15 protein-coding genes and 1 pseudogene are annotated in these 20,308 nt (G+C 40.6%); 7 read left to right on the top strand and 9 right to left on the bottom strand.

Annotated elements, in window-relative coordinates; all coding sequences use genetic code 11:
• Positions 1-44: 44 nt before the first annotated feature.
• The 4 genes from D469_RS0108520 to D469_RS0108500 form a co-directional block, all read right to left on the bottom strand.
• Positions 45-713: a hypothetical protein gene (locus D469_RS0108520; protein ID WP_018922967.1), complete on the bottom strand. Its 669-nt coding sequence runs from the start codon at positions 711-713 to the stop codon at positions 45-47.
• A gap of 305 nt (positions 714-1,018) precedes the next feature.
• Positions 1,019-1,681, bottom strand: a complete 663-nt coding sequence (wrbA, locus tag D469_RS0108510) for an NAD(P)H:quinone oxidoreductase (protein ID WP_018922966.1) — start codon at positions 1,679-1,681, stop codon at positions 1,019-1,021.
• Between the two features lie 184 nt (positions 1,682-1,865).
• On the bottom strand, positions 1,866-2,291 hold the full coding sequence (locus D469_RS0108505) for a MarR family winged helix-turn-helix transcriptional regulator (protein ID WP_018922965.1): 426 nt from the start codon (positions 2,289-2,291) through the stop codon (positions 1,866-1,868).
• Between the two features lie 2,214 nt (positions 2,292-4,505).
• Positions 4,506-5,351 (bottom strand): STAS domain-containing protein, encoded by an 846-nt coding sequence (locus D469_RS0108500; protein WP_018922964.1) that lies wholly within the window; start codon positions 5,349-5,351, stop codon positions 4,506-4,508.
• 91 nt (positions 5,352-5,442) lie between these two features.
• Here D469_RS0108500 and D469_RS0108495 point away from each other — a divergent pair, with 91 nt between their 5' ends.
• The gene (locus D469_RS0108495) at positions 5,443-5,775 is read left to right on the top strand and encodes a winged helix-turn-helix transcriptional regulator (protein ID WP_018922963.1); all 333 of its coding nucleotides are present in this window, start codon (positions 5,443-5,445) and stop codon (positions 5,773-5,775) included.
• A gap of 1,599 nt (positions 5,776-7,374) precedes the next feature.
• On the opposite strand, the gene D469_RS0108490 is transcribed toward D469_RS0108495, so the two are convergent.
• Positions 7,375-8,799 carry a hypothetical protein gene (locus D469_RS0108490; protein WP_018922962.1) on the bottom strand — a complete coding sequence of 475 codons (1,425 nt, stop codon included), beginning with the start codon at positions 8,797-8,799 and terminating at the stop codon, positions 7,375-7,377.
• A gap of 1,143 nt (positions 8,800-9,942) precedes the next feature.
• Positions 9,943-10,440: a hypothetical protein gene (locus D469_RS0108485; protein ID WP_018922961.1), complete on the bottom strand. Its 498-nt coding sequence runs from the start codon at positions 10,438-10,440 to the stop codon at positions 9,943-9,945.
• 401 nt (positions 10,441-10,841) lie between these two features.
• On the opposite strand from D469_RS0108485, the gene D469_RS19965 reads away from it, so the two are divergent.
• Together D469_RS19965 and D469_RS22765 are read left to right on the top strand one after the other, a co-directional pair.
• Entirely contained in the window at positions 10,842-12,482 is a 1,641-nt protein-coding gene (locus tag D469_RS19965; protein WP_018922960.1) for a helix-turn-helix domain-containing protein, read from the top strand.
• A 1,679-nt stretch (positions 12,483-14,161) separates the two neighbouring features.
• Positions 14,162-14,257: pseudogene (locus D469_RS22765) on the top strand (IclR family transcriptional regulator domain-containing protein); the annotation flags it as partial.
• On the opposite strand, the gene D469_RS22335 reads toward D469_RS22765, so the two are convergent.
• On the bottom strand, positions 14,254-14,394 hold the full coding sequence (locus D469_RS22335) for a hypothetical protein (protein WP_018922958.1): 141 nt from the start codon (positions 14,392-14,394) through the stop codon (positions 14,254-14,256). The pseudogene D469_RS22765 and the gene D469_RS22335 sit on opposite strands and share 4 nt — an antisense overlap.
• Before the next feature lie 44 nt (positions 14,395-14,438).
• On the opposite strand from D469_RS22335, the gene D469_RS19960 reads away from it, so the two are divergent.
• From D469_RS19960 to D469_RS0108455, 4 genes are all read left to right on the top strand, one after another.
• The gene (locus D469_RS19960; RefSeq protein ID WP_018922957.1) at positions 14,439-14,675 is read left to right on the top strand and encodes a Zn-ribbon domain-containing OB-fold protein; all 237 of its coding nucleotides are present in this window, start codon (positions 14,439-14,441) and stop codon (positions 14,673-14,675) included.
• A 367-nt stretch (positions 14,676-15,042) separates the two neighbouring features.
• Positions 15,043-16,218, top strand: a complete 1,176-nt coding sequence (nagA, locus tag D469_RS0108465) for an N-acetylglucosamine-6-phosphate deacetylase (RefSeq protein ID WP_018922956.1) — start codon at positions 15,043-15,045, stop codon at positions 16,216-16,218.
• Between the two features lie 14 nt (positions 16,219-16,232).
• Positions 16,233-16,988, top strand: coding sequence for a glucosamine-6-phosphate deaminase (gene nagB / locus D469_RS0108460; RefSeq protein ID WP_018922955.1), 756 nt, complete (start codon positions 16,233-16,235; stop codon positions 16,986-16,988).
• Complete coding sequence (locus D469_RS0108455; RefSeq protein ID WP_018922954.1) at positions 16,985-17,710, top strand: GntR family transcriptional regulator; 726 nt, start codon at positions 16,985-16,987, stop codon at positions 17,708-17,710. The genes nagB and D469_RS0108455 overlap by 4 nt, the downstream gene beginning before the upstream one ends.
• An 81-nt stretch (positions 17,711-17,791) precedes the next feature.
• Here the strand turns inward: D469_RS0108455 and D469_RS0108450 are convergent, their stop codons facing one another.
• Both D469_RS0108450 and D469_RS0108445 read right to left on the bottom strand, forming a co-directional pair.
• Positions 17,792-18,865 (bottom strand): DUF871 domain-containing protein, encoded by a 1,074-nt coding sequence (locus D469_RS0108450; RefSeq protein ID WP_018922953.1) that lies wholly within the window; start codon positions 18,863-18,865, stop codon positions 17,792-17,794.
• Positions 18,866-18,931: 66 nt separating this feature from the next.
• Positions 18,932-20,293, bottom strand: coding sequence for a PTS transporter subunit EIIC (locus tag D469_RS0108445; protein WP_018922952.1), 1,362 nt, complete (start codon positions 20,291-20,293; stop codon positions 18,932-18,934).
• Positions 20,294-20,308: the final 15 nt, after the last annotated feature.

The raw sequence follows: 20,308 nt of genomic DNA, 5'->3' as shown, positions 1-20,308 counted from the left end.
CCTTGTGCGATCCCATCGTTGGCTTCTTTATCACGTACAACGTTTTAGTCACTGTCTTCTTCGATCACATCTACCCCATCAGGGATCGCAATCGTTAAAGCAACTCCTTCTGCTTTTTCAGAAGAAACGTAGACTTCATGCTCTCCAGCTGGAAGCGTTAATTCGCCTGTTTCCTCTCCAGAGAGCTCGACAACGCCATGAGCCTCTTCCTCCTGCTCTGTAAATAGCACAATCGTACCCTCTTCTACCGCTGCTTCATACGTGAGAGTCCCAGCTGCATCTTCACTCACTTCAATCGCATGAATCAACTGCGGTCCGTGCAGTGCAGCTAACTCCGCATCAATCGACTCTGCGCCAACCTCTATGGTTACGCCTTCAGTTCCACCGCCATCAAATAAAACCACAAGCGCAAAAATAACGACAACCGGAAGACCCATAAAAACACTTAGTCTAAGCCCCGACGCCGGCCTGCCGTCTTCTCCATAAAGCATGCGGCGATTGGCACCATTTACAATCCGGAAGATAATCGGAAATAATACCGCAAAAACGACGACCGAAGCCCATCCCCCATCTGCAAATACAGCTTGTCCACTCAGCACAAGCAAGGCCGAAACGTAAAGCGTCACCGCAGCCTTATACATCATCATATGAAAACGGCGCTGACTCGTGGGCGATCCGAACAAGAAGCGCATCCATTTCCACAGTTGCTCCATCTCCCACTCTCCTTTACACCTACTACCAATCTACAACCTATCATACCTATACAAAAAAAGAAACGGGCGCAGCACAGGCAAAAATGACAAATCAGGAAATCTTGCATTTTTCCCGCCTATTAGCCCTTGTGACGAGGGTTGGAGAAGAATGTTTTACGTGAAACATTCTTAAACGAGGCCTGTCAAAATAGGGAGAACGTGGCTCTAGTAGTTCTTCTTGCAGAAACATTTGCAACGCTAAAAGAAGCCAGCCGCACTGATCGCGGCTGGCTTTCCAATTTTTATCGGCGGCTGAACAGAGTTGTTTAGCCTTCCTGCCCTGCTTTTACCCATTGGGCAACCGTAGCGGTACGTTTTGCCTGATGCATCACCGCATCCTTGACGTCTTCTTGCATGTTACCGTCTTGGTCAACAGTTACGCTAGTTCCGTAAGGGTTGCCTCCTGCAGTAAATACGGACTGATCACTGTATCCAGGAGGAGCGATGATTGCACCCCAGTGCATCATCGTCGTGTAAAGGTTTTTAATGGTTGCTTCCTGGCCACCGTGGGAGTTCATCGCAGAAGACATCGCGCTTACGACTTTGTTGATAAGCTTGCCTTCAAACCAGAGGCCGCCTGTGGTATCCACAAAGTTCTTAAATTGGGCCGGCACGTTTCCAAAACGGGTCGGTACGCTGAAGATATACGCATCTGCCCATTCAAGATCATCTAGATTCACTTCTGTTACGCCTTTTGTATCTTCAAGGTGCTTTTTCCACGCTTCATTCTGCTCAATCGCTTCTTCCGGCGCAGTTTCCGGGACGCGCAGCAGTTTCACTTCAGCACCTGCCTGCTTGGCACCTTCCTCTGCCCATTTCGCCATTTCGTAATTTGTACCGGTAGAACTATAATAAATTACTGCCACTTTTACTTGTGCCATTTCTTCATCACGTTCCTTTCCAAATAGTTTTTTCAAAAAGCCTGCCATCTGCTCCACTCCTTAACATCCTATGTTAAGATATTCTGAATTAAGGATATCGGGGCTAAAAAAAGATCGTGGACGTTTAACTATGTTACTTACGTTCCGATCTTTCAGCCTTCACTTGATTCAGGAAAGTTCACTGTATAAGACTATGCTTAATTTGAACTTCCATGAATTCATCTACCCGGTCTTATTCATTTTCAAACCCGATTTTTTTCAGCATGCGGATCATTTCTTCCTGTTCCTTTTCACTAAGGACCTCAAAAATACTTTCAATTTCACGTTGATGCTTCGGAAAGATGGCCTGCATTAGCTCAGAACCTGTGCTGGTAATATCTGCATAAATAATGCGCCGGTCGTTCGGACAAGGATTTCGTGAAAGTAGTCCTTTTTTTTCTAACTTATCCACCACATACGTAATGCTTCCGCTTGCGATCAGAATTTGTTCGCTAATATGCTGAATGGGCTGTGGACCTTTATGCTCTAAAAGTTCTAGCACCGCGAATTCAGTAAAATTCAATTTCGAATCGCGGACATCCGCTTTTAAGCGGTCAACTACGACCGAGTGGGCGCGTGACCAAACGACCCAAAGTTTGAGTGCACGATGTTCATTCATGTAGATTCATTCCTTTAACGAAGACATAAGCTTAGTCCCAGAGGGTAGTCGTCACCCCTTCAACTCTGCTCCCTTTCCCATGGATAAGCTTTCTCTCCAAACTATCCTTAATTCAGGATAAATAGTACACCTACTTTTTCCCTCTGTCAATACAATGGTGTCATATATTTTATGCCCTTCCTACTGCGAATGTAAACAACCCCCTTCGCTAATGATCTCAGCTAGAAGGAGGTTGAGTGAGTACAATATGTTTAGTTGAGTTAATACCTATTAAAACTTCATACTCAACGGATGGGCTTCCGGACCTTTCTCTTATCTTGTTTACCCCAATAAGTTTAATGGGTTTTATGTTTCTAGTAGTATAGCAAATTCTTCATAACCGGAAACTTAAATTTCCTATATCTCACTACGTATTGTTTTGTATTCGCTCACGGGAACTAAGCTTTCTTTTCTGAACATGAAGGAAAAAGGAGCTCTTAACGACGTGATTAGCTTTTGAATTTTAAGTGCTTTACAATCACCATTACCTTCAGACAAACACCCACTAATAGATACATAGTTGATGATAAGATGAATACGCTTGCGGGAGGAAGAAGTAAATTAACCTTCTTATATACCAATCATTGATTATTGTTTTAAACGTTTCTTCTTTTCTTTGTATAAACATTTCTATTTTTATAAAGTGTAATCGTCAGCAAATTTAACAGCCCCCGGGAGTTAGCAAGCTTTGTTTTCTTACTTTAAGATTCCAGGGTTCCAACCTATGGATAATATTCATACCCAGATGCTCCATAACAGTTAAAAATTTTACTGGGGTTTAGTTTTGCTTAAAATACTAAGGCTGTTTGTTTATATAAATTATTATCACATCAACCACCTAATGATTATTTTTGCTTCTTTATAATGTCTTTCAATACGATGGACCTAACTGAATGAGTAAAGCTCCTGCATGTATGCCTAGAGTCAGCACACGCTCCCCGCCTCATCACTTCTCCATGACATTTTTTTCAGAATACCAAAGTGCCTCGCCGATTTTCTCACCTGTAACCAAGAAGGCAGAAAAGCTTCTTATATAGATAATTAACCCGGTGCGCTAGAGATCACAGAGAAAGATGATTTTGTTAGGATTCCATAGTTGAATTATGGCTACTATAACGATGCTATCCTTGTTCCTTTTTATCCTTCGAAGATTACAACGTTTCTTCGTGTCTTGTTTTCTTCTTTTTTGTAGCTAGTGGTTATGCTAGCCGTCTCCCCTTTATACTTACCAACTAGTTAAATTATATTAAATTTGGTTGACTTCTTCGTTTCTTCGTTTCTTCCCTTCTATATTGTTCCCTAAACATATTCTATTTTTTAGTGCCCCCCTTTTTTTTGCTGCTATGGTGTGCCAGATCCCCCTTGATTTTACTATCTAGCTTCATCGTTGAGATTTTATCTGCTCAGTTTCATGTTGTTGTTCATGACCAAGGGAACAGCTCATCTGTTTCCTTGTATCCTCTACTTCTCTTATTCTATTTTATAGTAATAATCGCCTGGTGCGTTTGCGACTCTTCTGTCGTTTCTTTTATATCTTAGAAATGGGAGGAACCGACTGCTTTTACGATGGGTCAGCAAGCTTAGGAATCCGTTCTAAAAAGTGCTTTCTATTGCTTCGTACAAGGGAAAAGGAAACGAATCAAGGATGAAATAAACGTTTCTTCGAATCTTCATATGTATGTAGGTTGCTATAAAGCGAGGTTCCTATTATCTGTTTCACCTTTTGTATAGGGCTTACTGTTATTATAGATTGTTTTTTTGCTTTTCGGCCAAGTGAGATTACTTATGTACAATTCGCGATTCTAGCTAGATTGAGTTAAAGTCTTTTGGGAAGCAAGTCAGTAAGCTTAATACCTTAAGGGCCAACCTAACCGTTCATTCAATTAATATAGCTCTATGCTGGCTTTACTGTTACTTATTTTCTAAATTAATCTCAGGGGCTACTATTTTTATTCTCTCGATTGCTATAGTACTTGTTAAGTTAATGATGCTTATGTTTTTAAGTATTCCTTCTTTCGGATATGCTTTAACGGTTCGTAAGCCCACATAGCGGCCGGAGTGATGAATGGAACAAAGAAAAGCTCGTGGGTATTTCATATCCCACGAGTCTGATTACTATATAGTATAAGAAGAAAAGAAGAAAGGTTTAATGCTTTATTTATGGCTTCCAAACTTCTATTCTTTATTTCTTAATTCACTCAACGCTTCTGCTACAGTACCTTTTATCTCAAAATCACTTAATGCTAGATCTTCATCTGTGTACAGGAGGGCAAATTCAGGTCTTATGCCAGTAATCGTCGTCTCTACACCCATTATATTTAGTGATTGAACTATTCGAATAATTCGCCTTGCAATGACCGTATCCAGTGCACCAAGACCTGAAAGATCAATAATTAGAGCTTTTACTTGTTGCCTCTTACACGTTTCTAGCATGGTTTCCATCATCGACTGAGCACGTCTTTCATCAACGTTCCCTACTAGAGGACACACACTGATATTTTTTTCGATTCGGATGATCGGGGCAGATAGTTCGTGATCCTGGAATGAGGCACCTTTACGATTAGTAGTTTGCATATAATCATCGGCTAAAGTGTTTATTATTTGTTCGAGCCACTGCTCTGTCAGTTTGCGAATAAGAACAAGTTCCTGCTTTGTAATCTCCTTATCCCATTCTTCAAGGAGGTCCCATATTAGCAGGTTAATCGCAGATAAGAGTTTTCTAAGCGACAATATACCCTCTTCATCGTCGTGCTCTTGCTGATTAAATGCCTTAAACTTGTCTACCAGAAAACAGGGAGCGGGGGCATTGGCTTCTGTCCCGGTTAAATTCTTTCCAAGAGATACAAACAATGTTTGAAGAAATTCTGTTAATAAGGGGGTTTCAAATTCATTGTTTGGTGGGATATAAAAAAGCACCGAGGTAGTTTGGGCTAAAAGTTGGTTTGCTAATTGCTCGTTGTGCTCTACGATATGTTCCCCGAGCAAAATGGTATTGTGTGTATGATTGAGTTTGGACGACATTTTATACCCCCTAAAAATAACTTATAGTTATATTCTACATGATTGCACTATTCTGTTAAGTAGTACATTCTCTTATACTGTGGAGGTCATAATGACAACGAAGCCTATCTATATAAAAACCACACTTGATGTGGTATGCGGAAAATGGAAAGCTGTTATCTTAATGGAACTTGTTAATGGACCATTGCGATTTGCTGAGTTAAAACGGAAACTCCCTCAAATTCATCATCAAACATTAATCAAACAACTAAAAGAGTTACAGGAAGATGGACTCATTGAACGTAAAAGTTACGCAGAAATTCCTCCCAAAGTAGAATATAAATTAACTTCGCACGGGGAGTCTCTTCATCATTTGCTACATGACATGGCGGCATGGGGGGAGTATCATTTATCTGTACAGAAGCCAGATCGGTATTCTAGTTAACATAAAAGCTCTGCCATTGCATCATATGAAATGGCAGAAACAAGTTGGTTGCACCCCTCACAGAAACTAAACTTCACATAAATCTATTGTTCTTAGGCAAATTCAGAGCCCTAGGGGGAGGAACTAAAGGTTGAAAGCGTGATTGACCCGAGCAATCGGTCATAGCTGCTCAAGCTCTATCTAGTTGTGAAGGAAAGGGAAAAGTTTGGTTTATAATCATTACACACTACTATAGGACACTGGAGTCCCCGATAATTAATGAACTATAAAAAGGAGCCGAGATGTTTGAACATCTTGGCTCCTTTTTGCCGTCCACAGAGTTTATTTCACAGCTTCTTTTTTAGAATTGTAGTAAGCAGATTCTCCATTATTGTTTCTTCGTGTATAAAAAGGAGTAACCTGTTCAGGTATTTCCTTTTGCAGAAACAGAGTTTAAAAGCACCATAATACAGCTCTTACATTCTTCATCTATTCCCGTGCAACTCGTGGATATGTCTTTGGGCGAGTGACTTATGGCTATTTCTTGGTTAACATATTGATCTTTAAAATTACAATAGCTAACAAATCGTTGAGATTGTAGTTTCAAAGGCTCTCTAGCAACCTTTCCTGATGTGACCTGAATAGTAACCAATGAACTGAGACTAAAGATACATAGTAATATACTGACTGTAGCAAAAAACCACCAGATATTGATAGGTGTTATTACTTAATTTATGGGCTTTATATATAAATATACCTATTATTAATCTTAATACAGATTTTAAATTACCTTGCACCTATGTAGTAATCATTCTTCAAAAGAATTATCGAAGTATGTTTGATTGAAAAAATCATTCCAATATAAGAAGAAACGAAGAAACCTTCTTATGAATGCATGTTCCTTCTGATTATACAAGTTGCATTAGTGAGCATGTCCACCTGAGAACAACATGTCTATAAGCTACTATCAACTCATCTAATATCAAATTCCGGTATTTATTAACTGAGTTTCAGCAGCGTGAATTAGCAAATAAACTGTACTTTGTACTCCGTCTTAACATAATGATGAAACAATATATATCTTATTTTCTTATACAGAAAACTATTATATTTCAACTTCTTTTATAGTAATTCAGAAGCTTTTATATACCTTTCGTCAAGACCAGTACAGAGCGTCTTTCAAAAGATAATAGCATAAAAAACAGGAAAGATCGCTTTGTTTTAACGGCTACTAACGTAAATTATCGGAAAGGACACGCGAATACACGTAAAAGATCGAACATAATTAAAAAGGAGAGCAACCTCCCCTCGAGTTCTCAAAAATGAGGCATTTATCCACGAGATTATACAAATTCACAAGAAAGTTTCCGGTTAAATATGCACCTCGTAATGATATGAATGATACTATTTTAATTATGCACAGTCTAGTACACTTATATACAAAAATCATTCCGGAAATTTACGCTATTAGTCATAAAAAAAACCGTTCTTGTAAACGGTTGGAGACAAAGATATAGAAGAAGCGGCAGGTAGTAAAGCAGTAAAGTGTTGGATGACAAGGAAAGAAGAGTGGAAAAGGCACGACAAATACCCTTCTGTTGTTAGTATTTTACAGAAGGGTTATATTTCCCATGTCTCCGCCACTTCAAATAATATAAAGTCTTCGAGTTTCATAGGAGCTTCGTGCACAGTAACGGCATGAATTTCTTCTTCGGTTCGTTTCAGCAACCAATGTGCCGCTGCGGCTGGTTCCATATAAGGCCACTTAAATTCAAGCATATGGGCTTCTAACTCTTGATAAAATACAGGATCAAGCTTGGTTGCATATGCTTTCTGCCTGGCCAATTGTACGTTTGGTTCACTAGTCAGCGATTCACTATAATGATACCTTTCAATTGGAAAACGGCCAGGTGCAGGAAACGCATCTTTTACATATTTAGCTGCTTTTTTAAACATTTTGCTTATGGCACGTTCGCTATACCAGCTAAAACGATTTGTAAATTCAAAGTATCGCTCTTCCCGTTGTTCTTGTTTGTAAGCAATATAATCTGCAATCCCCGCATTGTGGGCTAAATCAAGGATACGTTTTTCTCTGGCGAGTCGAGCTTCTTTTTTAATAAAATGCGCCAAATTTTTGGGAAAGGAGCCATGCTGTTTTATGAAAATCTGGACCGTTCGTAAAATTTGTCGAATGACCCGGTAGCCGAGGGCTTTCATAGTTTCGATCAAAAGGTGGAGTTCTTGCTCTAATTCTCCAATTCCTAGCTCATTTAATACATTCCTAATAAACTTCGCTTTTTTAGGATAGCGAAGCGGAGGAGAAAGAGGAGCTCGTACTTCTGCACCACGCTCTAGTTTAGGGAGAAAAGCAGGTGACAAGGCAAGATAAACATTTTCTGCACCTCGATGATTGCTTGAAATGGTAGCAGTCTTCAAATAATCTATCTTTTCTTTGTTCGCTCCTTTTAACTCGTTCAATACGGATCTTACTTGGTTTGGTTGATTTTTATTTAACAGCGTCATTATGCTGGCCTCGCCCTTTAAACGGCGAAAGATAAAGTCATTTTCTCCTTGCTGCATGGCTGTTAATAGATATACTTTGCGAGCAGCTAGGGTGAGAGCATGAAAGGCGCCCGAAAAGACGATCGGGTGCAAAATGACATAACGCTCGAGGTTACCATCTTCTTTTTTAAAATGGTGCAGACAGATCGTATCTTTACCTGTATATTCGTTACGTTTAATCGTTATTAAACCTAATTGAACAAACTTTTCCAAGGATACGTAGAGCTGCGTACGACCAGGAGGACGTTCAAACCATTCAGCAGCCGCCTGCACGACTTGATGACGAGTAACTTCTTTAATATACCCATTTGTATTACATATTTTATGTAATAAAATCATAAGATCTAAATCAGTATGGGTGAGGTGACGGGCTTGTGCACAACTGTCAGTCTGACTGTTTAATAATTGTTTCCAGAATGAAAAACTTACTGCTACATAATTTGTTGCTTTTCCAGCCATTCCTTTATGATTTGCTAGCCACATGTCACACCACCCCCAATTCTTTATAGTCTTGCTCATATTATAGCAACGGGGTGCATTTTCTAAGGGGGCTCTTAATTAAGGAAAAATGCACCGTTTATAACTCTTGAAACCCTTGGCATGACTGGGATAAAAAAAGTTTCAAAAAAAATCATTGCCACTTTAAGGTCGCTATTTCAGCCCCATTTTTCCATTATTTAGGTTTAATTGGTGCATTTTGAAATGATCCCTTTATGTATAATTCGCTCATAAATTAGCGAATCTCTTGATACATAAGGAATAGAGAGTGATCGGTGCATAATTCTATTGCCAGGAAACATTCGCTTGTAATTGCCACCGAAGTGTCGCTTATAAAGGGTGCACCCTGTCGCTCTTTTGCACAGCCGATGCCAGGAAACATTCGCTTATTTGCACCCATATTGCCAGTCACATATCGCTTTTATGCACATCATAATGCCATCTAAACACCGCGTTTATGCACTCCTTGTTACCATGTAACGTTCGCGTCTATGCACATGGTGTGGCCATCCAAACTTCGCTAGATGCACCGGTATGAAATTTTCTAATTGCCATCGAGGTGTCGCTTAAGTGCACATGGGTGACGTATTTGGTGTTTAAACATACATATCTAGCCTATGCATTACTTACCAAGCTTCGCGATTATGCACCTCCACATGTTGCCATTGTCTGGTCGCTAATATGCACCCCATAGTTGGGTGTGCAAAATAAGTTGCCAATTTATATTCGCTGTAATGCACATGATTTGCCAAACAACCTTCGCAATTGTGCACCCTTTTCATTTTTCGCATCTAAATTAGCAAAAGGGTGTGCATTTTATAATGCCAAGGTAACTTCGCTTAACTGCACATCATTGTGCACCGGTTAAAAGAAAATGCACAACATAAAGATTAGTAGATGCATTCATATATTTATTTCAACGTTTCTTCGCACCTTTATAACTATTTACTTTCTAGTAGCAACAAAGTTGCACCATTATTGAAAAGGATGATCTTCATTCCCTGTCGAGAGCTGCATGATTATTTGTCACAGAATGGCAGTATGTATTCTATAGACACAACCAAAAACCCCGTTCCAATAAATGGACCGGGGTTTAAGCTTCCTTATAATATGGTTTCAAATATAATGTTATAAACCTAAATGTTGAATATTTATGGCTACATCTTCTTGATAGTCTACATAGCCGAACTCATCATCAATTTGTCCATCATAGGATAGCTGTAGACTAATGGCTTCTGTTGAAAGATCAATTACATAATAATTATTTTGCACATAGCGCTCTCCTGGTTCGAGACGGGTGGAGTGTATTGTATTTTCTTCCTCTTTGTCTTTGAGATACAGGGCATCTTCCACCACCTCCCCGTTCGTATTCAACATCTGCACCTCTATAAAATTAGGTTGATGGGTAAAGGTTAATTCTTCATTGTTCGGATTTTTAACGTAAGGGAGCATATAAACTTTATCGTTTTCAGCTTCCGTATATTTAACTCCTACTTCTAAACGTTCTGTTAATTGATGAATTTCTTGAGTAAATGTGGGAGAAGTGGTTGAAGAGTAAAAATATGCACCCACCCCTATTAGTAAAGCTAAACCAGATATAAACAATACTCGGTTGAATGTACTCATTTACTATCTACCTTCTCTTACACGTATTTACTATCTTTATGTATTTTATCGAAGGCGAATGCGGCTTAAAAGCCTTTGTGGTAAATGTCATGGTAGTTTAATAAATTTTATCAAAACGAAATATTAAGCGGAAAAAGTTACAATATAGACATGGGAATTACGAAACAATGAAAATTATAAGGTATCTATCATTATTTAAATTAAGGTGTATTAATAAGTAGAAGCATAGTTTCATTTATTCGAAGAAAAGAAGAAACGTTGTATTATTGTTAAATTGAGGTGTGCAAAAATCGCTCGAAACGCTGTGCATAATGTGCCATAATAATTAATAAGAAAGGGAATATGATGCCAGATAAAGGTCGCAAGAATGCACCCCCTTTTTGTTGAAAGGAGTCATCGGCATGAAAGTAGAAGAACTACGAGCAGTATCTCGCCACATGTTTTCTGACTTTGAAGATGTGCAGCGCAGATGGCAGCATGTCTTTACTATATCAGAGTCTATCGAAGAAATTGAACAGAACTCCCAATCTTTGATGGCACTGCGAATTTTAATACACACCATTCAAGAAGAGCACCGCGTCCCCTTAGAACAGATAGCTAGTTATAAAGAACAAATTGAACCTTTATTGCGTCCTTTTGTGGATTTGGAAGTTTCACCGAGCAGTCGTGAAGAGTTGATTGCTTCTCTTATGAAAGAAGACAATATTGAAGCAGGTTCTTCTTTTTTATATCACAAATTAAGAGAAGCCATTAGCATGAATCAGTTCGAGGCAAAAAACGGCGTTCCCCAAGTTGAAATTGAACATAAAGGTGACCGCCATGTTGCTGAAATACACATGCACACAGAAGATGGACTTGTGCTTAATAATGCTGAGGTGGAACAATGGGAAACGTTAATGACGCAGGCCATCACTTCGATGGACGATTTAACCGCTGATGCGTTTGATATTATTTCGATCATGTGGATGCAAAGTGCAGAGCACGAACATGATATGGTGCCATTTTCACATGAAGACGTGTTGAAACTGCGAGCGATGCAAAAAAAGAAAAATGGGACAGGCCACGAATCCTTTCGGAAGCGCGACCGGGATGAAGTAATGAAGCGTTTAGCGGCTTTGGCTTCGATCTGGATACGGGTGGATGAAGAAGATGAAGTTCAATTAATTGATCAAGATGAAGTGGCAGATTATAAGAAAGCCCGCATGAAACGCCTTTTCCAGGTAGATAATGTGACTGTCGCAAGAGACCGAAAAACAGACGAAATGATAGGCATTTACGAATGTGATATTCGCCCTTCAGATTTACTTGCCGGTTATTTACGCGGAGCGGGGAAATCAACTGGAATGCTGTCTTTACGAGCTCTGCAATATAATCCTAATAAACATAAGTACCATAAACGTCTGACTCGTTACCTCTCCTGGCAATGGCGTATTCGCGCAGGCCAGGAAGATTACGGCCGTCCTTATAAAATCGGGGGAGGCCGAGGGCTATTAGCTGTCATGGGCATGGAACTTAATAATGATAGACCTTTTCGTACAAAAGAAAGTTTTGAAAAAACATTGGATACTTTGCAAGACGATGGAGTCATAGCAGAGTGGCGCTATGTAGAGATCGATGAAGAAAAAATAGGTAAAGGTAACCCTGGCTGGTTACAGAATTATTGGCTGCAGCTTCAAGTTATTATATTACCTCCAGCCGATCTAAAAGCATCACTAGCTTCTCCGAGCATTTTAGGAATCCCAGATATGTCGAAACTGGGCGAACAATTAGATTTACCGGCGCCAGAAGAAGTGCGTTATACAGAAGTGGAGCAGATTCCGTTACACTTTAACGAATCGATGCCCCCACCCCCGCCAAAAGTAAGTGCAGAAACCGTGAAAGAAGCAAGAGAAAGTAGAGGGTTATCGATTAAACGGGCTGCAAAGGAAATTGGTATCGCGCATACGACGTTGTCTCGGTATGAACGTGGCATGATCAAAAAACCGAATCGCAAAAACGATGAAAAAATAAAAGATTGGCTAATGGCCGTTCAAGAAGCTTAATACCTTGAAACAACCGTTGTAAGTTATATTTAACGGTTGTTTTTTTGCATTCTATAAATATAGATAGAAATATATAAAGAAAGGAAGAAACGTTGTTAAATGATAGAATTTACTAGTACTTATAATCACACGAGCACAATTCCCATACAATCAATATTACAAGGCTATCAGCATTTAAAGGGGGAGGCTGGGCTTCTTAAGAAGAGGGAAGATGCACTACGCACAACTAAATTAATTAACAGCACTTTTAGTAAAAGCAGCCGATCTTATAAAAGTACCTGTAGTAAAAACCTCCGAGTGAAGTAATTATACCCAACTTCACACCTGGTTAAAAAGTAGCCATCTAATTTGAAGACAACCATTATAAAGAAGGAGAGTGGCGTAATTAGACAGTTGCAAACAGCCGGTGAAGTACCGCAATATGACTAATCAGGATAAATGGGAGAATGGTATAATCATTCGAAGAAAGGAAGAAAGGTTTATATATATGATCATAACAAGAAAGCAATATTTAACACATCAAAATACGAACTCAGTGACTAGCAGAGCAGGGTTGTTAAAATACGAAAGATCGCTTTGCGCCACTTAACCTCAAGAATGAACATTAATTTGTGTAGAACATGTATCTTCTCTCACCATATAAGCACCTGCTCAATACCAGTATTCAATAGCAAATTCCAGAAGAACCCTCATCATAATTTATCTTATTCTGAAAAGTATGGGTAAACAAAATTACTAAACAGGGGAACACTACTTTATAGCACATAATATGAATGACACCTCCGACTTTCTAGGGTAGGGTACCTACTATGGGCCTGAGTCACCCAAGCGCATGAAACATAAAATAGCGCGTAAAAAAATCTATGGCTAAGCTTTGTTTTGTTAGTGGGACTTACGATCGCATTACTCTCTTATTTCCTGCTGGGCGAAACGCCAATACCCGGGGATGTGTTTACAGAAGAGTAAGAACACTGTGTAGTTAGCTTAGATTATATTGATATTGAAGATGATGGTGTAATTTGTGTATCGAATGATTTGGAGATAGTTGGAATGGGGGAGTGGAGAAGAAACCACTGAAAGGTCCTATGATTACCACTCGGGTTTAAGGGAGTGATAAATTAACAGTAAGTATTGATGATAAATGAGTAAAAGTGGAAGAGGGGAATGGATAGTTCGCCATGAAGATGAAACTTGAGAGATTGATTTTAGGCGGATCGCTTGCAGCACGTAATAAGAAGTGTTCAATCGAAAATTTAAACATAAGAAGAAAAGAATAAAAGAAGAAACGTTTATATATAGGTGTCTAAGTAGGAATCAACATAAATAACCTTAGATGTTAACGCCTTTTTAAGTATAGTGGTTAAAACATGAGTCTGCCTTAAAAAGAATGAGCTTTATTTATTGTTAAATTAATAGTTTACTTTACTAGTTAAAATGTTACTTTATGTATAATGTAAAAAAGTATTCACTGCCAGTAGTAGAGGTAGATATAAATTGTGGAGGTTATGATAGATTTATCATTGGCCACCTTTTTTTTGTATAATGAGGCTCTGTTAATTGTTGATGAAGTGCTCTTCAAGCTTCGCTTTTACCATAAGCACAAGGGGAGTACCGGATTTAACTTGATTATGTATTGATCAATATAAGCTAATTGAAGAACTAGTAAAAGTAAGTCACAGAGATATGCAATTGACAATGAAGAATATGAGGAAGGTCTTAGGGGCGTTGCTGCTCCTATTTTCAATTCACAAAATAGAGTAAATGCAGCTATTTAGTTAGCTGGAATTTCGACAAGGTTTAAAGGGGAAATGTTAGCCAAGGAGCAGCTTACATTTTGTGAAATCGGTTTGCCCATGCGTATTTTCAGTATACTTGTAGCAACCAATGCTGAAAGTAACCCAAACATATTCATTATTTGATCTCCTCAGAAATTGTTTCTTTTATTCGCAGTGTCGGATGTCCGAGTCTCTTGACGGTCAAGGGATAGTATATTCACATACAACGATCCATGCGGCACCAGCAAATTTTGCAGACGAAGCTCCTTATACGGTGGTACTCGTGGAACATCCATCCGGTCTTCGTTTTACAGGGAGATTAAAAGATGGTATGGCTGATAGTGGTGACACTGTAGTTTTATCAGAATTGAAAGAAGATGCGTACTGGTTTAAACGTCCAGCTGAAGGTACTAGTTAATAATAGTAAAAAGAAAAACTCCTTTAAAGGGAGTTTTTCTTTGAGAAGAAACGAAGAAAGGTTGTTAACAACGTATGTAGAAATGAACGAATTTAAATAATTTAATAATGTCTTGCAAAATGAAGAGTATGGTTGACCTTTAGAAATAGTATGCCCGTATTCAACATCAGGATGTAGCTTTTTCATGTATCACCATAGTTTTATGATGGGAAAATCGTGTAGGTGGTGATCATGGACCTTTCGTATGTAAATAAGAAATAAAATATGGGAACGTGAAGTAATAGTAATAACCTGCTACTGGTATAGACAACTACACCATCGCATGCTATAGTAAATATAATAAGATGATGAGCTGGAGGCTATAAAGATGGAAAAAAACAGCATAGTGATTGAAGGAACGACCATCATAAATCCAGAGGAAACAATAGAAAATGCCTCTATTTATATAAAAGAGGGAATTATACAAGAAATTACGCAAACGTCACTCGCCAAGGAAAATTACAATTGTCGTCATATGAAGGCACCGGAAAACTCTTATTTAATCCCTGGAATGATTGACTTGCACATTCACGGAGCCGTTGGGGCCGATGTGATGGATGCTAGTCCAGAGCAACTAAAAAAGTTGTGCGCGGCCTTGCCGGAGGAAGGAACGACAAGCTTTTTACCGACCACCTTAACTGAAAGTCCTTCGCTAACAAAGCAAGCATTGTCATATGCAGCTGCCCATTATAAACAGCAAGGGATAAAGGAGGCTCAGATTTTAGGCATTCATTTAGAAGGACCGTTTATTCATCCAAATAAAAAAGGGGCACAGCCGGAAGAGCATATTCAACTTCCGTCGATTTCACAGTTTGAAGAATTTCAGCAGGCAGCTGATGGTGAAATTAAACTGGTGACTCTTGCACCGGAACGAGAAAGGGACGATCTTCTCACCAGCTATTTAGCGCAGAATAACATTATTGCTTCCATCGGTCATTCTGATGCGACGTATCAAGAAACACTTCTGGCAATGGAAGAAGGAGTGAGTCATGTCACGCATTTATATAACGGTATGAGCGGGCTGCACCACCGCGCTCCAGGGGTAGCGGCAGCTGCTTTAGCAGAGGATAACCTAACTGTAGAGATCATTGCAGATGGGGTGCATGTTCATCCAGATATGGTGAACCTTACATTTCAGGCTAAAGGGAAAGAACGAATGATGATCATTACTGATTCGATTCGAGCTAAACGGATGGGAGCTGGTCCCCATGAACTTGGGGGGCAAAAGGTATTCATGAAACATGGCTCGCCATATTTAGAAGATGGCACGCTTGCGGGCAGTAGTTTACCCATGATTGAAGGTTTCAAAAATGTACTTGCTTATACGAATTGTTCGCTGAATGAAGCGGTGCAGATGACTTCTTACAATCAAGCATGCAAGCTGGGAATTGAGCATAAAAAAGGGCACATTGCCGCAGGAAAAGATGCTGACTTGGTTTTATTAACTGAACAGCTTGACGTGGAAAAGACCTTTATTCAAGGTGCTGCAGTATTTGAGAGCTGAAGGAGGATGGATGGATGAAACTGGTAAAAGTTAAACACCCCGATGCCATGAGCATTGAAGCAGCAGCAGAATTTATGTGTGCCATCCAGAGTTATAATCCGGTTAAGCTAGGATTAGCGACAGGAGGGACGCCGGTTGGATTTTATGATAAACTGGTTCGTATGAAAGAAGCAGAGGATATTTCGTTGACCCATGTTCATACGTTTAACCTCGATGAGTATGTTGGTTTACACGCTGAGGATGTTAACAGTTATCACTTTTATATGAAGAAACATTTATTTCAATATACAAACATCCCCGTTCAGCAACGCCATCTTCCTGATGGAAAAGCAATTGATTTAGAAGCTGAATGCGAACGATATGAAGCTCTTATTGAGCAGGAAGGTCCTATCGATTTACAGCTTTTAGGGCTAGGGAATAATGGCCATATCGGTTTTAATGAACCAGGGACACCTTTTTCGAGCCGGACACACATTGTGAATTTGGATAAATCGACAAGAGAAGCAAATGCAAGGTATTTTGCATCGCTTGCTGAGGTGCCGGAACAAGCGATAACGATGGGGCTGCAGACGATCATGGAAGCAAAAGCCATTTTCCTGCTAGTAGCGGGAGAAGAAAAAGCAAAACCTCTGTATCAGCTTTTGTACGGAGATGTTACGGAGGACTTTCCGGCATCTATTCTACACCGGCATCCCCATGTGACCGTAATCGCTGATGAAAAAGCGTGTCAGTTTATACCCGAAGATTTAAATAAGGTGGTTGTACGATGATTAACAAAGAGTCACCGGTCCCGATTTACTACCAACTGAAAGAATATATGAAGCATAAAATTGAAACGAAAGCATGGCAGGAAGGTGACTCACTTCCATCTGAACGAGTGGTTGCAGAAGAGAACAATATTAGCCGCATGACGGTGAGACAAGCTGTAACCGAACTGGTAAACGAAGGGGTGCTCATTCGGGAACAAGGAAAAGGTACGTATGTAGCGGAGAAAAAAATCGAACAAAAACTTCAGTCTTTAACTAGCTTTACAGAAGAAATGAAAGCTCGCGGCCAAGTACCAGGGAGCCAATTACTTTCGTTTCAGAAAGAAAATGCAGATGGCGCAACGGCTGTTAGATTGAATATGGAAGAAGGCGAGGAGGTCTATCATATTCGCCGTATTCGGACAGGTAATGAACAGCCTGTGGCGTATGAACGAACTCATGTGAAGGAACAGTTTGTTCCTTATTTAACAGAAGAAGATGTTCGGGAAAAGTCTTTGTATACGTTCCTTGAAAAAGAAGCACGCCTAGTTATTTCCCACGCAGAACAAAAAATTGAAGCCACTTTGGCTAGTAAGGACCATATCTCCTATTTGGGTTTAGAAGATGGAGCTCCTATTTTACGAATGCTGCGAACGACTTATCTAACCTCCGGCGACCCCGTAGAATTCACCGAATCCTTTTACCGGGCTGATTATTATACGTTCCAAATAACCTTACCACGATAATGTATAACCTTTTTGCACTGACAAACGTGCTCTAAACCGAATAAACGGCAGCCTGGAGCTGCCGTTTAAACGTCGTTCTTCTTACATATCACGAAACTGAAAGTGTTCTCCTGGTCGCAGCATATGAATTAAGGGTAGGTCTTCCTCGGCAATATAGCCGACCACATTCACTTTTTCATCAGCAGGCAGGTGGACCTTGGCAACTTGCAGTTCACCTTGATAGCGTCCATATAGTTCATTGTCTATTGTTATCGCACCGGGTAGCCTGCTTTTTGACGCCTCTCGGTCTGCAGAGATATGCACGTTGGCTTGACTCGCGTAAAAGCGCGACGTTTCAGAGCGTACGACATCGCGAGCGGGATCTAAGCGCTGTCGATGTGGTTGGCGAGCAATAGCCATGACGGCTTCGCCTGGTTTTTCCCACACTGCGTCCAACGTTACCACACCTTCATCAAAGGCTTGAAACGCTTCTGCACTTCCGTCAGAGAGGTCAGGGTCGCCAATCATTACCTTATCAACCCCGGCATCTCGCCATAATTCAAGCGCCGCCGAAAATGGAGCGACATTGCGATGCTTCTCTAACGTTGGCAGTCCTTGGTGCAAAGGCCCCCGCCGTTTGCCATCCCCTGCTACGAAAGCAAGCGTGCGAATCCCTGCAGCTTGCAGCTTCGCATTCTGCTCTTGCAACTCTGCTTTAGCCAATCCTGTCTCCGGACGCGGATAGAAATTATGCCAGGCTTCTGTATGGGCAGTTTCTAAGCCTAGTTCTATTAATGTTTGTAAAAAGGAATCAGTAATTGTACTCGCATTCAGGGCGATTCGCATCTTATGGGAGAGTGAGGCAATACTCTCCGGCTCGATTCCATAGTCGGCCCGAATTCCGTCCACCCCCCAATCAAGCAAGTTGGGAGCACTCTCAAACGTTAACCCCAAGTGTTCTAAGGATGAAGGCGAAACATCTGCAATCAGTTCCATGTCCAGCTGCTTTGCTTGCGAACCGAGCGTTTTCAGAGCTTCCACATAAAAAGTAGGATCATCTTCAGGGAGATGCAGCGAGGTAAGGATAGCACTGAATCCATACGCTTTCATCTGCGATAAGTATGCCCATTGTTCTTCGCTAGATTGTTGATTTAAGTAAATGGAAATGCCTCTCATGAAGCTAACCTCCTACGATCGGAGAAAGCCCGGGCTTTTAAGAAAGTCCGGACCTTTCTCTGATTGTTATTTAATATTTTCAGCCATTTCTTCTTTGTAGCCAAACAAGTAGGTGAACAGGAAGCCAAAGAAGTAAGAGATCACAAGTCCTAAGAAATACGAGAGATACTGACCATCATCAATTAATGGAATAAGTGAAAGGCCAGATACACCAATACCGAGGGCTGCGGTTCCCATGAGAGCTTGGAAAGCACCGCCTACTGATGCTCCCAAACACGCCGTTAAGAATGGTCGACCGAGCGGAAGAGTAACCCCGTAAAGAAGCGGTTCGCCAATCCCTAAGAAACCAACGGGAAGAGCACCTTTAACGTTCGTTTTAAGCTTCTCATTTTTTGTTTTAACAAATACGGCAATGGCAGCCCCGACTTGCCCTGCACCGGCCATTGCTAAGATGGCAAGCAGTGGAGTGGCTCCTTGGGAATCGATAAATTCAAGGTGAATGGGTGTCAAACCGTGATGCATACCCACCATAACAAGCGGCAAGAAAGTACCTGCTAGAACGGCCCCGGCTACAGCACCGCCAATATCAAGCACACCGTTAATACCGATCATGACAATATCTGCGACAAATCCACCAATCGGTTGCAATACAACAATCGTTGCCACACCGACCACAAGTACTGTAATAAATGGAGTAATTATAATATCAAGAGCTGCAGGAATCCCTTTGCGAACGGTTCGTTCTACCACTGCCATTACCCAGGCAGCTAAGAGTACAGCAAATATGCCTCCTTGTCCCGCTACGAGCTGCTCACCGAATAAGGTAATGTCTTCAAGCGCAGGATTAATAATTAAAATACCAGCAATAGCCCCTAACGCGGGTGTTCCGCCGAACTCTTTAGCTGTATTCCAACCGACGAGGATGCCTAAAAACGTAAAGATTCCACTACCAATGACAAGTAAAATCTGAAGCCAGGTTGTTTCCGGGTCTACGCCTGCGTTTTCCGCAAAGCTTGCACCTCCGTTGATCAGACCCGAGGCAACTAGAGCAGGAATCAATGGAATAAAGATGCTGCCAATCCGCTTTAAAAAGTTTTGAATCGGGCGGTTTTGTTTTTGTTTGATTCCAGCTCGCACGTCCTCTGCGGTGTGATCATCATTTTTTGCTTCGCCAGCCTTTAAACCCGTCTTCTCTGAAAGCAATTGAGCTACGCTTGTGGCAGTACCAGGACCGACTACGATTTGCAGCGTTTCATCTTCTACGACTCCCATGACACCATCCAGGGCCCGTAGCTCGTCAATATTCACTTTTTCATAATCGACAACATTGAGCCGCACCCGGGTCATACAGTTTGTGAGGGAGCTAATATTGTCTGCGCCGCCAACGTGCGACAAAATCCCCTCTGTAATTGCTTCTTCTTTTTTCATTGCTTTTCCCCCTTT

Source organism: Salsuginibacillus kocurii DSM 18087, from assembly GCF_000377705.1.
Lineage (GTDB): Bacteria > Bacillota > Bacilli > Bacillales > Marinococcaceae > Salsuginibacillus > Salsuginibacillus kocurii.
Note: the sequence above shows the minus strand (reverse complement) of the source record. Positions and strands in the feature narration are given on the sequence as shown.

Coding starts and splice junctions, on each gene's coding strand:
- D469_RS0108520 (WP_018922967.1), bottom strand. CDS start 713: ATGGAGCAACTGTGGAAATGGATGCGCTTCTTGTTCGGATCGCCCACG.
- wrbA (WP_018922966.1), bottom strand. CDS start 1,681: ATGGCAGGCTTTTTGAAAAAACTATTTGGAAAGGAACGTGATGAAGAA.
- D469_RS0108505 (WP_018922965.1), bottom strand. CDS start 2,291: ATGAATGAACATCGTGCACTCAAACTTTGGGTCGTTTGGTCACGCGCC.
- D469_RS0108500 (WP_018922964.1), bottom strand. CDS start 5,351: ATGTCGTCCAAACTCAATCATACACACAATACCATTTTGCTCGGGGAA.
- D469_RS0108495 (WP_018922963.1), top strand. CDS start 5,443: ATGACAACGAAGCCTATCTATATAAAAACCACACTTGATGTGGTATGC.
- D469_RS0108490 (WP_018922962.1), bottom strand. CDS start 8,799: ATGTGGCTAGCAAATCATAAAGGAATGGCTGGAAAAGCAACAAATTAT.
- D469_RS0108485 (WP_018922961.1), bottom strand. CDS start 10,440: ATGAGTACATTCAACCGAGTATTGTTTATATCTGGTTTAGCTTTACTA.
- D469_RS19965 (WP_018922960.1), top strand. CDS start 10,842: ATGAAAGTAGAAGAACTACGAGCAGTATCTCGCCACATGTTTTCTGAC.
- D469_RS22335 (WP_018922958.1), bottom strand. CDS start 14,394: ATGAATATGTTTGGGTTACTTTCAGCATTGGTTGCTACAAGTATACTG.
- D469_RS19960 (WP_018922957.1), top strand. CDS start 14,439: ATGTCCGAGTCTCTTGACGGTCAAGGGATAGTATATTCACATACAACG.
- nagA (WP_018922956.1), top strand. CDS start 15,043: ATGGAAAAAAACAGCATAGTGATTGAAGGAACGACCATCATAAATCCA.
- nagB (WP_018922955.1), top strand. CDS start 16,233: ATGAAACTGGTAAAAGTTAAACACCCCGATGCCATGAGCATTGAAGCA.
- D469_RS0108455 (WP_018922954.1), top strand. CDS start 16,985: ATGATTAACAAAGAGTCACCGGTCCCGATTTACTACCAACTGAAAGAA.
- D469_RS0108450 (WP_018922953.1), bottom strand. CDS start 18,865: ATGAGAGGCATTTCCATTTACTTAAATCAACAATCTAGCGAAGAACAA.
- D469_RS0108445 (WP_018922952.1), bottom strand. CDS start 20,293: ATGAAAAAAGAAGAAGCAATTACAGAGGGGATTTTGTCGCACGTTGGC.